We start from the raw sequence: 15,755 nt of genomic DNA, 5'->3' as shown, positions 1-15,755 counted from the left end.
AGGGTGAGAGGCCCGATGAAAGCGAGTTGAGAGGTCCGAGCACTTCGTCCGCGCGACCGTGCCCCACACCACCGTGGTTGAACTGCGGTGGTGTGGGGCACTTCCAGTGCAGACGTCAGCACTCGGCCTTCTCATCGTCGTGGTTATCGGGCCTCTCACCCTCGATATCCATCGCACTTCGATCGTCGCAGCACTCTCATCGTCCAGATCGGAGATCGGCGATCTCAGTTCTCAGTTTTTCCCAATCAGCCAGTGCGAAAACCATTGCCGCAGTCTCCCGAGGCGGTCGACGAGGAGCCAGGGTTCTCCGGTCCGGCTGAGATCATGATTGCTGCGCGGGTAGCGCACCAGCTCCACCGGAACCCCCTGCTTCTTGAGGGACATGAACCAGATCTCCGCGCTGCCCATGGGCGTGCGGTGATCTTCTTCACTTTGCACGATGAGCATGGGCGTCTTCACCTTGTTCACGTAGCGAATGGGCGAGAGCGTATCGTACAGCGCCTGATTGTCCCACGGCTTGCCGTAGAACTCAAATTCGGTGAGTCCCTGGGCATCGCTGGCGCCGTACCAGTAGGTCCAGTCGGTAATGGTCCGATCGGTCTGAATGGCCTTGAAGCGCGTGGTCTTGGTGGCCATCCAGGTGGTCATGAAGCCGCCATAGGAGCCGCCCGTGGCGCCCATCCGCGTGCTGTCCACGTCGGGACGCGCGGCGACAATATCCACGGCCTTCATGAGGTCGTCGTAGTCTTCCATGCCCCAGCGGCCGCGCGTGCTGTAGGTGAAGTCGGCGCCGTAGCCGCTTGATCCACGCGGATTCGTGAAGAGCACGAACATCCCCTGTGCCGCGAGATTCTGGAACTCGTCGAACCAGCCTTCACCGTAGGCCGAGTGCGGACCGCCGTGAATGTAGATCACCATCGGGTACTTCTTGCCGGCCTCGTAGCCGTACGGCTTCATGAGCCAGCCTTCAATTTCCATGTTGCCCACGCTCTTGTACGTGAAGCGATCGGCATCGCTCCACACGACATCGGCGTTGACATCCTTGTTGAATGACGTCAGCTGGCGCTCGCCGGTGCCGTCAGCATTGGCGACGAACAACTCCGTGGGCTTGGTCATGGAAGTGGCGGTATACGCCACGATCTTGCCTGCAGCATCGTAGCTGGCACCGCGCAGCTGGCGCCGACCGCCTACCAGTTCTTTCGGCGCCGTCTTGCCCGTGAGGTCAGCGCGCAACAACGCCGAACGGCCACCAATGTCGGCCGTGAACTGAATCGCCCCCGTCGAAAGCCAATCCATATCCGACGGCTCGTACTGCCAGTCACCCAACAGATTCCGCGGTGCACCACCCGCTACGCTCACGGTATAGATGCGGGCACTCTTCGTACGCACCGGACGCCCGATGAACGCCAGTGACTTGCCGTCGGGAGACCACGTCAGCGCCGATTCGGCCCCCATCCAGTCGATCACCTTTCGTGGCGTGCCGCCATTGGCGTCAATCACGTAGATGTCGGCGTCGTTGCGCTCGGCTTCATCACGCACCTTGTCGTACGGCAGCCGCGCGAGCGAATCACGCTCGAGGTCCGCCACGCTGTCGGAACGGAGGCGCGCATCAGCGATGAACGCCACCCACTTGCCATCGGGGCTCACCACCGCGCCACGATGCGAATACGCGGTGGACGTGATTTGCTTCTTGCTCGTATCACCCACCGACTGCCGGAACAGTTGCTGCGGGCGCCACGTGCGCGGCACGCGCCGTCCCGGGACAAAGCCAGTCCCGTTGTTCTTGTAGTTCATGTCCACGACATGACGTCCATCAAAGCGGGCCGCCGCGGCCGGACGCGTAATGGCGTCGAAAGGCGGACGGGCCATGGCCGGCATGGTATTGAACGGATCGGCAGACGGCACCTGCGGCGCGGGAACCGCCGCATCGGTAAACACGGCGAACGAACCGTCCGTTGGCATGGACCCGGTGGGGTACTCCGGTACCTGCACCGCTTCGCCACTGGGCATGTCCAACCGGATGGCCCACGTGTTGCCGCGCCCACCGGCACGCGTTGACGCGAAGAACAGGTACTTGCCGTCGGGTGACCACCGCGGGGTGCTGCTTTCCGTACTGGGCGCCGTCCATCGCTGCGGTTCACCACCCGCCGTGTTTACGACCCACACCTCACTGTGACGACGATTTTCGCTTTCCACCGCACGCGTCACGGTCATCGCCACACGCTTACCGTCGGGGGAGACCGCCGGCGAGCTCACGTTGACCACGCGATACCAGTCGCCAAGCACCATGGCGCGCGGTCCTTTGGGGAGCGGTGCAACGGCGGCTGCACCGGTCGCGCTGCGGGGGACGGCCTGCGCACCCAGCAACGCGGGAGCAACAACGGCGAACGGCGACGCCATCGCCACGAGGGCGACGCGCAGAGACACAGGAGAGGAGCGCATTGGGAATGCGGGTGGGGGGGGAACCTGCGGAACTAGCTACTGAGTGGCCCTACCGTACCAGGAAGCCGGAGCTCGGCCAGGAGTCCCGTCCAGGTGGGGTGCCGGCGCAACTGATCAAATACGGGGCGAACCCCGACCCACAATAGATCTGCCGCCCGCAACTCCATGGCCCGCTGCACATGCCACAGCGCCGACTGCACATCACCGGTGCGTACCGAGATCTGCGCCAGCAAAACCGGCGACACGTATTCGGATCGCGCCTGCCCTTCAAGCGCCTGCGTCAACGCCAACGCCTCGGCACGCTCCCCGCGCGCCGCCAGCACGGAGGCCAATGCCGCCATGGCCTCAACACTCCCGGAGAGATCCACCGCGCGCTGCAGGGCAGCCTGCGCATCGGGCAACGCTCCGGACTGCTCGAGGGCAAGCCCCAGGAAGAAGTGTCCCATGGCAAACCGGTCATCGACGGCGAGTGCTTCGCGCGCATAGCGTTCGGCCTCGAGGGGCAGACGCGCGTAGTACGCGGCCGCCGCTCGGCTCACCACAATGGACAGTGAGAGCGGATCGAGATCGTGCGCCTTGGACAGCATGTGCTGTGCTTCGGCGAACCGGCCGAGCGGCACCAGCACCGTGCTCGCATACCACTGGTAGGCCGTCGGATACTGCGGATCGGCGCTCATGGCGGCCTTGAAGTCCTGCTCGGCCGCTTCCCAGTCCCATTCGAAGAAGGCCCGCATACAGGCGCGGGCGCACAGCGCGCCGGCCGAATGCGGATCAATGGCCAGCGCGCGATTGGCCGCCTCGCGTGCGGTAGGCGCCACTTCGTGTGGGGCCGCCATGCCATACAGTCCCATGGTGGCGTACGACTCGGCAAGCGCGGCGTAGGCCAGCGCAAAGCGGGAGTCTATGCGCAGCGCATCCTGCAGATGCTCCACACTGCGCTCCAGGGCCGCCTTGGTGCGCTGCCCCCACCAGAAGCGCCCCTTCAGATACTGCTCGTACGCCGCCACGCTGGTTGTGGGCGCCACCTGAGGCTGGCGCGTGGGCAAGCGCTCACCCTCTTCCGCCATGAGCAACGTCCGCAGCTGCGCTGCCACTGCGCCTGCCAGATCATCTTCAAGGGCGAACACGTCATCGAGCGTGCGGTCGAAACGCTCCGACCACACTTCGTGTGCCGTCTCGGCGTCGATCAGCTTGGCAGTCACCCGCAACCGTTGTCCGGCGCGGCGCACGCTGCCCTCCACGACGCGGCGCACCTTGAGGCGCGCACCGATCTCGCGGACATCCAGGGCCTGCCCCTTGAGGGCGAAGGCGGACGTTCGGGCGATGACGCGCAGCCCGGGTACACGGGCCAAGCCGTGCATGATCGCTTCGCTGATCCCCTCCGCCAGATACTCATCACCGGTGTCGGGACTCATGCTGGCGAACGCCAATACGGCCACCGCATTGGCCGGAAGCTTGACCGGTTTGGGGAGCGGCGTGAGCACGGTACCAGTCAGTGCAGCTTCAAGCTCGGAGGCCACATCGGCCGCTCGCGGCACCCTCATATCCGGATCGCGCGCCAGCATCCGCTGCAATACGACATCCACCGCCTCCGGGACGTCGTCGCGCCACTGCGTGAGTGGCGTTACCTCGCCTGACATTTTTGCCGACAGCATGCCCATGGCATTCCCGCCACCAAAGGGGAGCCGGCCGGTGAGCATCTCGTACAGCACACACCCTAAGGAGAAGATGTCGGTCCGCCCATCCACCTCATCGCCCAGCGATTGCTCGGGACTCATATAGGCCGGGGTGCCGACGGCCAGCCCGGCCTGTGTGATGCCCGGCTCCTGGGTGGGCGCCGACGAGGCAATCCGGGCAATGCCGAAATCTGCCACCAAGGCATGGCCGGCTGAGATCAGGATGTTCTCCGGCTTGATGTCCCTGTGGACGATCTCGCGCTTGTGCGCATGCTCGAGCGCACCAGCCACTTCCCTGGCTAAACGGACGGCGTCGAGCAGCGACATGCGTCCATCACGTTTGAGCTTGTCGCGGAGCGATTCGCCCTCAACGTAGGGCATGACATAGTAGGCGTATCCGCCTATGTCGTCGGCGTCGAGCAGCGGCAGAATGTGCGGGTGCTGCAGCTGGGCGGTGACCCGGATTTCCTGCGCAAAACGGGCCGGTTCCACTGCGATATCGCTGCGCAGCACCTTCAGGGCGACCGGTCGGCCGAGCTTTCGGTCCTGCGCCAGATACACCGTGGACATACCGCCGCGACCAAGCTCCCGCTCGATAACGAAGCGGTTGCCGAGTTGGTCAGAAACGTGCGACGGAAGGGTCACAAAGTGGACGAGGGGGGAGCACCGGCGCCGGCACTTTCGAAGACAGGAATGCGAGCGAATCATGCCGAGGAGAGGACCTCGGGGGCAACCCCAGCCCCCGCATTCCCTCTGGGGAACCGTCTTGCAGGGTGAGCAGGGACAAACCGCTCAACTCAGGGCCTGCCATCAGCTTCCGAAATGACGGGACAGGTCAGGAATGTGACATTTGGACATTTCCGGTATTGCTCTTCGGCGGTCCGTGCCCTAGCATGTCTGGCATCGCGGAGGAGCGGCCGCGTAACCGACCGGACCATCCGGCCCCGGCAGCCAGCCGGAGTGCTGTTTCAGAAGGGCGGCGTAGCAAGATCGGCGGTCTATCGTTGGTAGTTCACGCCCGATGTTTCATCCTATCTCGAGGAGGTGATCATTTGTCTAGTTCCAGTCCCTTTGCCGGCTCGTCCTGGGCACGCGATCTCCTGATCGGCGCCCGGTAACACGGGTTCTTCCGGTTCAGGGTCTCCTCGAGCCGGCAGGGAAATCATGAAGGGCCGTCCCGTTTTCGAACGGGCGGCCCTTCGTCGTTGCCGGCATGCCGAATGACAGCCGGTCTTCAGTTCTCGCCGGTGATCTTTCGGGGCTGGCTTTCCTTGAGCATGCGCAACGCTTCTTCGATGGCGGTCTTGAGCTCCCGATCGATGCGCTGCATTTCGTCCATGGGCGTGTTCTTCACCCAGACATCGGGAGGTACGCCCAGGTTCTCGAGATTCACCCCGTAGTTGTTCGGCTTGCTGGGATCGTAGGTAATGACCAGGGAGCCGGGGGTCCGGATGGTACCGCCGTTGATGAGTGCGTAGCTGCCGGTGGCGATGACGGCGGCAGCAGTGGGATTGCCAACGATCCGGCCCAGTCCAAGTTGCCGGAACGCCATGGGCGTGACCTCGCTGTCAGAGCCCGAGCGCGCGTTGATCATCATGACCTTCGGGCCGGCGATAGCCTGCCGTGGCCGACGGCCCCAGGTACGGGCCCCGGTGCGCTGGTTCCAGAACTGGTACGGTTGCCGCTCCAGAATATCGATGATTTCCTGATCGATATTCCCACCGCCGTTGAAGCGGATGTCGACAATGATCCCCTTCTTGTTGGAGAACCGATCGATCTCATTGCGGAAGCGTGCCAGCGATGGTTGGTCCATGGAGCGAATGTGGACGTAGGCGATATCGCCCTTGGTGTCCTTCTCCACCGCATCGCGGTTGTTCTCCACCCACTCTTGGTACTTGATGTCGGTGAGCGACGTAACACTCTGGATGCGCACTGTTCGCGCGCCGTCACCGCTGGCAGCCTTCGCGATCGTGAGCGGGATGTACTCGTTCACGGTGTTGCTGAGGATCTTCCAGTAGTTGTCTCCCGACTTCACGTCCTGCCCGTTGATGGCCAGCACATAGTCGCCGGTGGCAAGCCCCAACCACTCCTTGTCGGCAGGTCCGTCGCGATAGATGTGCCCGATGCGATAGCGACCCGCATCCGTCGGTTCGAGTTCAACTCCGAGGAAGCGCGTGGTGTACACGCGGGGCATGGCGCGCGTCGGGGGACCGTTCACACCGGTGTGTGATGCGTTCAGCTCACCAATCATTTCGTTGGCAAGATCGTAGACATCTTCGTTGGTCCCGACATAGCGCAGCAGCGGCTTGTAGCGTGCCTTGATCGCGTCCCAGTCGCGACCGTGCATCTTCTCGTCGTAGAAGCGGTACTTCATCACGCGCCACGACTCTTCGAAGAGTTGATTCCATTCGGCGCGCCGATCGACCCGGACGCCAAAGGTGAAAGCAACCGGCTCCGTGCGTTGCGGTGTGGCAATAACCAGTTTGGCAATCTCCGTTCCCGGCGCGGCACCTGCCTCTCCCGCACGCGCGGGGCGCCGGAAGTAGATGGCGCGACGGTCTGCGGTGGGGACCATACCTGGATAGATGCCACCGGCAATACGCCGCCGGTTCTGGCCATCGATGCCCATGCTGAAGAGTCCGACGTTGGGATTCTCGGGATCAACGGGTGCGGCATTCTGTCCGCCACCGGGGCCACCGCCACCGCCAACGGTGAACATGATGGTCCGCCCATCGCGCGACAGAAAGAACGCGCCCACCGGGAGCGTCCCCCGCGTGAGCTGCATGGCGCGACGCTCAATGCCCGCGTCGTCGATGCGCATGGGCGCGGCGGACGCCGACACGGGGGCCGCGGGGGCCGCCGAGGAGTCACTACGATCGGCACGGGCGCCATTCGTGCCGCCCGTGGCTCGGCGCTGACGCTCGCGCACCAGCGGATCGTTGGGATCGTCGGTCAGGCGAGCCAGTGACACCACGAACAGTTGAGACACCCCACCATCACGCGTGGAGGTGAACACCACGTGACGCCCATCGGGAGTGAGCATGCCATTCCCGTCAGTAAACGGATTGCGCGTCACGTTCACTGCTTTCTTCGACCGCACATCGAACACGAAGACATCGGCGTTCTGGTCGTCGTCGCGCTTGATGTAGCTCAGGGCCATCCCGTCATTGGCATAGGTGCCAATGGTGAATCCGCCTGCCTGGTTGAAGGCCAGCTCGCGCGGGGCACCGCCGGCCACGTCCACCTCCCACAGGTGGTTGGCGCCGGTATACGCCAGCTTCTGCGAGTTGGGGGCCCAGGTGAGATCTGCCTTGATGGACGCCTGCGTGGTGAGCTTGCGCCGCTGCGCGGTGGCGAGATCGTAGATCCAGATCTCTTCGTCCCCCGACTCGTCGGAGAGGTACGCCAGCCGACGTCCATCTGGGCTGTACACTTGCGAGCGCTCACGCCAGGGAGAGTTCGTCACTTGCGTGCGCTCGCCCACGCCCGGTTCCGTGGGCACGATCATGACCTCGCCATGAAAGTCCACCGCGAGGTAGTCGCCGTTCGGCGAGGGGGAGAATCCGTCCGCCCGGTTGGTGGTCGTCATCAGCTCGATGTCGTTCTCCTTCGGATCGAACGCCATCTGAATGGCGAGCTTCTTTGGGGTTCCGTTCGGAACATCGAGCGTCCACAACTCGAAGTCATTCTCGTAGATCACCCGTCGGCCATCGGGAGAAATGGCCGGAAACTGCACGCCATCCTCCGTGTGCTTTGTCACCTGCTGCGGCGTACCGCCTGTGGGCGCCACCCGCCAGATGTTGAAGGTGCCATCACGCTCCGACGCGAAATAAATCAAGCCATCGGCGCCCCACATGGGATGCACGTCGTGCACAGCCGACTGATAGGCCTTCACATTGGTGTCCGTGAGCTCGGTGATCTCACCGGTCTTGAGATCCTGCACGGCAATGTCGGCGTTGCTGTTGCCGCGATATCCCTTGCGCCAATAGCTGGGGAGCGTGCGATTGAAGGCAATCTTGGTAGCATCCTGCTTGATCATGCCGGCGCGACCCATATCCATGGACATCGCACGCGGTGCCGACCCATCGAGCGTTACCCGATACAGCGGCGCGCCAAAGGGATGCGTCCCGTGCGCGCTCGAAAAGACGATCTCGCGGCCATCAGGGGTCCAGTACAGGGCCTGATCATCACCGGAGTGCCAGGTGAGCTGCCTCGGTTCGCCACCGGCGGCGGGGACCACATACACATCGTTGTTGCCCAATCGATTGCTCGTAAACGCAATCCAGCGTCCATCCGGGGAGAAGCGCGGCATAATATCCCGCGCCACGTGGGCCGTCAGTCGCCGAGGATTCGTCCCGTCCGCGCTGGCCAGCCAGATATCGTCCTGATAGGTGAACGCAATGGTCCCGTCGTTGGCCACGTGCGCGTAGCGCGCAAACTTGACGGGCTCGGGAGCCTGGGCGCGCAGGAGCTGCGGAACCAGGACAGCCGCGGCGATCGCGGCCTCACGGAGTGGGCGGCAAACGAGGCGCATGAGGAGCGGTGTTCGAGGGGACGAACCGGGAGAATCGCTCCTAACGTGCGGCGCGTGGCGTGTCTCCGCTAGTCAGCGCCCCAGCAGGTCGTCGAGCCGTCGCACGAGGGCGGCGGCAAATTCCATGGTCGCCCGAAAGAATGTCGGATCCACCTTGTCGGCATCGTCCCCCGACTTGTGATAGTCCGGATGGTCTTCAACGCCGAGATACAGAAACGGAATACCCTTGGCGTGAAACGCGCCATGATCCGACGAGTTGGTCCAGTCGTCGCCGGGCTTGAGGTCTTTCGTATCGTGACCAAACCGAATGGGAATGCGGCTCTCTTTGGCGGCCGCTTCGGCAACAGGCCGCAGTGATGGATAGTGTGCGGTACCAGAGACCCACAGTGCCCCCCCATCCTGCCGGGCCACCATATCGAGGTTGAGGTTCACGCCAATACGCTCCAGCGGCAACGGCGGGGTGGCGACAAAGGCGCGCGCCCCCTGCAGTCCCCCTTCCTCCGCATCGAAGAACGCCAGAATCACATCATGCTGTGGCGGCTGTACCAGCAGGCGTTCGGCAATCATGAGCAACGTCACGCAGCCACTGGCGTCGTCGTCGGCGCCGTTGAACACCTCGCCATTGCGAATGCCCAGGTGATCGTAATGCGCGCTGAGCACGAGTGTCTTGCCCGAGCCACCGGTGCCGGGAATCCGCGCCACGATGTTGGTGCCCACCGAATCCGGACCCGGCGTGCGCATACGCAGGGCAAAGGGCATTTCGAAACGGGGGCCAAGTGGCTGTACCCCCATGGTCTGCAACTCGCGAATAATCCAGGCACGTGCCCGCGCCCCCCCGGGCGTTCCGGCCCGACGCCCTTCCATGCTGTCGGCCGCGAGCGCAGACAATCGCCGCATGAGCACCGACGTGACGCTATCCTGACCAACCGGACGCGATTGGGCGCGGAGCGACGGCGCGACCGCCAGCAGCAGGGCGAGTGCGCCCGCGTACATCCGTTGACGCTTCACTGAATCCATACTCCACTCTGTCCGGTCAGGAGCGCCCGCACCACGATGGCGCTGGCAGTGGTACTTACCTGCAGAATCTGCACGTCCCGCACGCTGCTGCCCATAACCACGCCGGGGGCCAACGTGCCATTCAGCTTGAAGAGCAATTCGGCCCGTACCGAATCGAGCTGCGCGCCCAGCGGCACACGCCCGCCACTGGTGGCGCGGCGTACCGCCAGCGCGACCAGCGGAGTGGCCAACGTGGTCTTCACCCGCGACAGCGCCCCGCGACTCTGCAGCGTCCAGTCCAGATCATCAAGCCGCAGTTCACGCGCCGTGGCATCCCATCGCAAACGCGAGGTGAGTCCAAGCCGTCCACGGAGCGCACCGGACACCGCCAGATCAACCAGCACGGTATCCCCTGCTCCACGCACGAAGACGGAATCAATCTTCACCGATTGCTGTGCCGTTTCCTCGGCCAGAAGCTGCGTCGCGCGGCGCGCCATTTCCGCGAAGGGAAGCTCCACCGTGACGGGCACGGTGAAGTCTCGCGGAGCCTGCCCCAGCGCCAACGCCGGTAACGGACGGGGACGAACGACGGGTTTGCTACCGGCCACCACCCGCGGCCGCGCGTACAGCACCATGGTCGTGGTGATGTTGATCCCATTGCCAACGAACGGCGTGACCCGCACCGCTTCAGGTTCCAGCAGCAGCCACAGGCTGTTCAGTGAATCCAGCGCGGTGGGCTCGAGAAAACTCCGCCACAGGGAATCGGCGAGGGGGCGAAAATCCGCCGCAACGGGAATGGCCGTGTCGGCATCGGCGGCGAAGGTCTCGAGCTGCCGGTCCACCACGTTCTGCAGCGTGCGCGTCGCGTTTACACCAAAGGCGGTGACGAGACACGGATCACGCAGCGTGGCGGCGAGCCGGGAGTCTTGCGCACCGATACGCCAATCGCGGCGCCAGTACAGGGCCGTGCTCATGGCCAGCGACGCGCGCCGCATCGCTTCGGGGTCGTATCCACAGCTGGCCACCCGGGCGCCTCCCACCACACCGAGGCGCGCACGAAACGCCAGCTCGGTGGTGATGAACAAACGGTTGCCCTCACCGCGCAGCTGCAATGGGTCGCGGCGATACACGTACTGATGGCAGACCAGTCCGGCGGCATTGGCGCAGCGCGCCGCCGACAGGGAGTCGCGCACCGGAAAGATGGAGTCCAACGTGGGGCGCAGCGCCCGCAACACGTAGGTCACCTGTACCGGGACAATCGCCAACCCGGCGTTCATCACCGGCGTTGGTGGGGCGGCAAGAGCCCCCCCCTCAACGCCAGCAGGTACAGGGGCCGGAGCGGGCGCCGGATTACCGGTGCACCCCGCTACCGCACCCAGACACACACTCCACATTGCCTTCCACCGGAAACGCATCACCGTACTACCACCGGACTACCACGGACGTTCTGCACCCGTCCAGTCCACAAACGATCCGGATCGGTCCAACGGCAGGCGTTCCGTCTGCATGATCAGCCCCAGTGCGGCTTCATCGATGGGCACGCGGAAGGCAGGACCGTCGGGAGAGGTGGCGTAGTTGCCGGGGTTGCCCAGACACACCACGATCCCTTCTTGCGACAAATCATGCGCCACGGTACGCGTGAGCATGTTGAGTGCGGCGGCACTGGCGCAGGTCGCGTAATCGCCTCCCTGCGTTTTTCCGGCAAGCGACCCGAGCCACGTACTGATCACGAGCACGCGGGCCTTGTCACCCTTGGCCAGCCAGGGGAGCAGCGTGCGCACGAGCAGCAGCGGCGCCACCGCATGACGACGGAAGTGCTCCGTAAGCCCGGTGCCGGTGAGTGACTGCAGATGCTCGTCGCGTTCGGCACTGGCCAGCGTCTCGTGTGGCCCGGCTTCGGCGGGCCCGAGAATGAGCATATCGAGTGAGTCGGTCAGGCTCTCCAGTACCGGTACGGCATCGGCCACACTGGACGGATCGGCCGGATCGAGCGCGAGAAGTTCGAGACCTCCAAACTCGGCGCGCAAATCGGCCAGCACCGGCACCCGTGCCGGATTGCGACAGGCCGCGTACACCTTGTCGCCACGCAGCAAGGCCTGACGGACCAGCTCTACCCCAAGCGGCTTGGCGGCGCCGGTCACCAGCGTGCGGCGCGGACTGACGGCGTTCATGCCTCTGCTCCTCTGGATGCAGCAATGATGTCGGCGACCGCCTTGACGGTCGCGTCAATCTCCACGGGCCGGTTGGCCTGCGCAAAATCCGTCCGCTCCTGATGCAACTCCACAAGCATCCCTGGATCCTTGAGTACATGTCCGGTCAGCACGGCCACCACGCGGTCGCCCGACCGGATGATACCATCGCGGACAAGCTGCCGTACCCCGGCGACGCTGGCGGCACTGGCCGGCTCACAGCCAACACCAGCGGCATCAATGCGCACCTTGGCGTCGATGATCTCATCGTCGGTCACGCTGAGCACCAGCCCATCGGTTTCGCGAATGGCCCGCACCGCGCGATCCCAACTGGCCGGATCGCCAATGCGAATGGCCGTCGCAATGGTTTCGGCCTGCACGGTGTAGCGCTGCGCAAAGTGGTCGCGGAACCCCTTGGCAAAGGGCGCGGCGCCCGCAGCCTGTACCGATACCAATCGCGGCACACGGGAGATGAGCCCCAGCGCCTTGGCCTCGCGCAGCGCTTTACCAAAGGCCGCCGTGTTCCCGAGGTTACCCGCAGGAAGCACAATGAAATCCGGCGCGTCCCACCCGAGCTGCTGCAGCGTTTCGAACACGATGGTTTTCTGCCCCTCCACCCGCCACGGGTTGATGGAGTTGAGCAGATAGATCCCCAATTCGCGCGAGGCTTCCTGTACCAGACGCAGACAGGTGTCAAAGTCTCCTTTGACCAACAGCGTCTTTGCCCCGTACGCGAGAGTTTGCGCCATCTTGCCAAGCGCCACCTTCCCGGCCGGCACAAACACCAGCCCCGGAATGCCGGCCTGCGCGGCGTAGCTGGCCAGCGAGGCCGAGGTGTTCCCCGTGCTCGCACAGGCTACGGCGGTGGCACCCGTGCGCACGGCCTGCGTGGTGCCCACCGTCATCCCGCGGTCTTTGAAGGATCCGGTGGGGTTGTAGCCCTCGTGCTTGAGCAGCAGCCCGTCGCACCCGGCCCACTCTGAGACCACGCGCCGCGTCATGAGCGGGGTGTTGCCTTCGGGATGACTGGTGATCGCCTCGCCGGCGGTGGGCATGACGAGCGATTCAAACCGCCACACCCCCGATGGATGCCCCATCGGCATGGCGCAGCAATGCTGCGCGAACGTGTGGTGAATGGCCTTGGGTTCGAGCGGCGCCCCCATGATGTCGAGCGGCGCCCGATGAATGATGGCCAGCAGCCCCCCGCACTGCGGACAAGCGGGGCTGGCATCGCGCTCATGCAGATCCTGCCCACAGTCGTCGCACCGCTGCACACTGTGTTGCCCCGGGGCCTCGTGTGCGCTCAGAAAGATCGTGTCGTTGACAGCCATGATCAGGCAGGCGTGAGCTGAAGAATGTCGTTGAGCACACCGGCTGCGGTGACCGCCGGACCGGCGCCCGGCCCGGTGATGACCAGCGGATGCTCACGATAACGCATGGTCGTAAACACAATCTGATTGTCGGTGCCGCGCAATCCGGCCAGCGGATGCGAGGGCGGTACGGCTTGCAGCCCCACCTTCACGGCGGTGGGCGTCGCACGAAGCACATAGCGCAGGACGCGTCCCTGTCGTGTGGCCGTGCCCTGACGGTCGGCCCACATCTTGTCCTGCTGCGTGAGCGTGCTCTTGAACTTCGCCACCGGCATGCTGCGAAAGGCTTCAGGAACCAGCGACTCCACCGTCACATCGGTCAGGTCACCCGTAAAGCCAATGAGGCGCGCGAGAATGAGCGCCTTCCGGGCAACATCCATCCCTGACAGATCATCGCGTGGGTCGGGCTCCGTGTAGCCCAGACGCATGGCATCGCCGAGTGCTTCGCTGAACGGACGCCCCTTGCCGATTTCGGTGAGCAGAAACCCCAACGTGCCACTGGTGCACCCTTCCACGCGCAACACCTTGTCACCGGTTTCCACCAGCTTGGCGTAGCTATCCATGACGGGGAGCCCAGCGCCCACCGTCGTCTCGTGCAGGATGCGGGCGCCATGCTGCTTGGCCAGCGCCTGCAGCGCCTGCACTTCGCCACGCGGTGCCGACAGCGGCTTCTTGTTGGCCAGCACGATGTCCCAGTCGGCCGCGAGGGCTTTGCGAATGGCAGGGAGCGTTTCGTCGGCGGTGAGATCCACCAGCACCGGTCTCGAGAGGGCGTGACGGGCAATCTGTGCCACGGCCTCGGGCGCACTCGCGCGGATAGCGTTGGGCATGGACGTCAGCGCCGCACCGGATTCCTTGTGCGCCACCGCGGCCAGTAATTGCTTGGGCGACAATCCTTCCGGATCAAACAAATAGCCGCTGCGATCGATCAACCCCACAATGGTGGGCTTCACGCGACGTCGGGTGCGCGGCAGGATGCGCAGCAACTCACGACCAATCTGTCCGACGCCCAGTAGCACCACATCAAGTCGATCGTCGCTGCGTACACCGCCGCCACCGATCTTGTCCAGCTGAAATTCATCGTGCACCGAGCGCGCGGCCGCTTCCGCATCCCGTTCGGCAATGACCACGGAGATGTTGAGCTCACTCGACCCCTGCGCAATGGCCACGATGTTCACTCCAGATTGGGAGAGTGCCGTGAACATGCGTGACGCAATGCCGGGCGATCCGGCCATACCCAGCCCGACCACGGCAAGGGTGGCCATGCCCGTCTTCACGTCCATCCCTTCCAGCTCTCGACGCGACAGCTCAAGGGCGAACGTCTGTTCCAGCGCGGCGCGGGCGTGGGCACTGCGTTCGGCCGGCACGCACAGCGAGATGGAATGCTCCGACGACGCCTGCGTGATGAGCGTGACACTGATGCCGGCCTGCTGCAGCGCCGCAAACGTACGCGCCGCAATTCCTGGCACACCAAGCATGCCGTTGCCCGTGACCGTGACCAGCGCTTGCCCACGCACGATGCTCAGCGCCTTCACCGGATACCGTTGCAACGTGTGACGCGTGGAGATCTCGGTACCGGGGGCGCCGGGGTCGGCAAAGGGACGCACGAACACCGGGACCGAAATGTGCGCCAGCGGAATGAGCGCCCGCGGGTGCAGCACCTTGGCGCCGTAATACGCCAGCTCCGCAGCTTCCCGCACATTGAGTTGCGGCACAATGCGGGCGCTGGGCACGAGGCGCGGGTCAGTGGTCATGAGCCCCGGGACATCCTTCCACAACGTGATGCGCTGCGCCTTGAGCGACCGCCCCAGCACCGTGGCGGTGAGATCACTCCCGCCGCGGCCAAGCGTCACCAATGCGCCCTCCGCCCCGCCCCCCACGAAGCCGGGAATGACGGGCAAGACCTTGCGTCGGAGCAGCGGCGTGAGCCGCTCCCGCACCACGCGGTCGGTCGCCGCCAGATCGGGAAAGGCGTTGCCAAACACACCATCCGTACGGATGAGTTCGGCAGCCTCCACATACTGCGCCTTGGCACCGCGCCCAAGCAGCCCGGCTACCACCAGCTGGGCCGAGAGCTGCTCCCCGCGGGCCACGAGATAGTCGCGCGTGCGGGGGGTGAGTTCGCGCAAGGTGGCCACCCCGTGGGCCAGGGTGCGTAGCTCGTCAAACGCGGTATCCAACTCCTTGACCAAAGCTTTACGTGCCCGCTGGGTGGTCAGAATCCCCTCGGCAACAGCCCGGTGCCGGGCGCGGAGCCGGTCCACGGCGACATCGACGGCCTTGGTGTCTCCCACCCGCGCCCATTCGGCAATGGCCAGCAGCGCATCGGTGACACCCGCCAACGCCGACACCACTGTAACAGTTCTAGAAGGGCGAGGCGAAAGAATAATGCCAATGGCGTGACGGACGGCGGACGCGTCGGCCAGCGACGCCCCGCCAAACTTGAAGACGTCAACCGCCGATTTCTTGACCGGGCGGGAGGATTTGGTGGCGCGAGCAGGCATTGAAGAGTCAGTGGCGAGTCGTGTCTCGGCGGGACGGACCGGGA

Annotated in this window: 8 protein-coding genes; all 8 read right to left on the bottom strand. The window is 64.6% G+C overall.

Annotated features, from left to right (window positions below; genetic code table 11):
- Nucleotides 1-231: 231 nt before the first annotated feature.
- The 8 genes from GEMMAAP_RS07645 to thrA all read right to left on the bottom strand — a co-directional run bounded on the left by GEMMAAP_RS07645 (nt 232) and on the right by thrA (nt 15,711).
- Entirely contained in the window at nt 232-2,442 is a 2,211-nt protein-coding gene (locus GEMMAAP_RS07645) for a S9 family peptidase (RefSeq protein ID WP_082821156.1), read from the bottom strand.
- Between the two features lie 32 nt (nt 2,443-2,474).
- Nucleotides 2,475-4,763, bottom strand: coding sequence for a protein kinase domain-containing protein (locus GEMMAAP_RS07640; protein WP_158514772.1), 2,289 nt, complete (start codon nt 4,761-4,763; stop codon nt 2,475-2,477).
- A 589-nt stretch (nt 4,764-5,352) separates the two neighbouring features.
- Nucleotides 5,353-8,652: a S41 family peptidase gene (locus GEMMAAP_RS07635; protein WP_026850488.1), complete on the bottom strand. Its 3,300-nt coding sequence runs from the start codon at nt 8,650-8,652 to the stop codon at nt 5,353-5,355.
- Nucleotides 8,653-8,724: 72 nt separating this feature from the next.
- Nucleotides 8,725-9,669, bottom strand: a complete 945-nt coding sequence (locus GEMMAAP_RS07630; protein ID WP_082821154.1) for a M28 family peptidase — start codon at nt 9,667-9,669, stop codon at nt 8,725-8,727.
- The gene (locus GEMMAAP_RS07625) at nt 9,657-10,925 is read right to left on the bottom strand and encodes a DUF4403 family protein (RefSeq protein ID WP_026850486.1); all 1,269 of its coding nucleotides are present in this window, start codon (nt 10,923-10,925) and stop codon (nt 9,657-9,659) included. The genes GEMMAAP_RS07630 and GEMMAAP_RS07625 overlap by 13 nt, the downstream gene beginning before the upstream one ends.
- A 156-nt stretch (nt 10,926-11,081) precedes the next feature.
- A complete protein-coding gene (locus GEMMAAP_RS07620; RefSeq protein ID WP_026850485.1) occupies nt 11,082-11,819 on the bottom strand; it encodes an SDR family NAD(P)-dependent oxidoreductase in 738 nt (245 codons plus the stop codon).
- Nucleotides 11,816-13,168 carry a threonine synthase gene (gene thrC, locus GEMMAAP_RS07615; protein WP_026850484.1) on the bottom strand — a complete coding sequence of 451 codons (1,353 nt, stop codon included), beginning with the start codon at nt 13,166-13,168 and terminating at the stop codon, nt 11,816-11,818. Before thrC ends, GEMMAAP_RS07620 begins: the two co-directional genes overlap by 4 nt.
- 2 nt (nt 13,169-13,170) lie before the next feature.
- On the bottom strand, nt 13,171-15,711 hold the full coding sequence (gene thrA, locus GEMMAAP_RS07610) for a bifunctional aspartate kinase/homoserine dehydrogenase I (RefSeq protein ID WP_026850483.1): 2,541 nt from the start codon (nt 15,709-15,711) through the stop codon (nt 13,171-13,173).
- Nucleotides 15,712-15,755: the final 44 nt, after the last annotated feature.

The sequence above is a fragment of the Gemmatimonas phototrophica genome (genome assembly GCF_000695095.2).
GTDB classification, from domain to species: domain Bacteria; phylum Gemmatimonadota; class Gemmatimonadetes; order Gemmatimonadales; family Gemmatimonadaceae; genus Gemmatimonas; species Gemmatimonas phototrophica.
The sequence above is the reverse complement of the archived record's forward strand: the minus strand, read 5'-3'. Positions and strand labels throughout refer to the sequence as shown.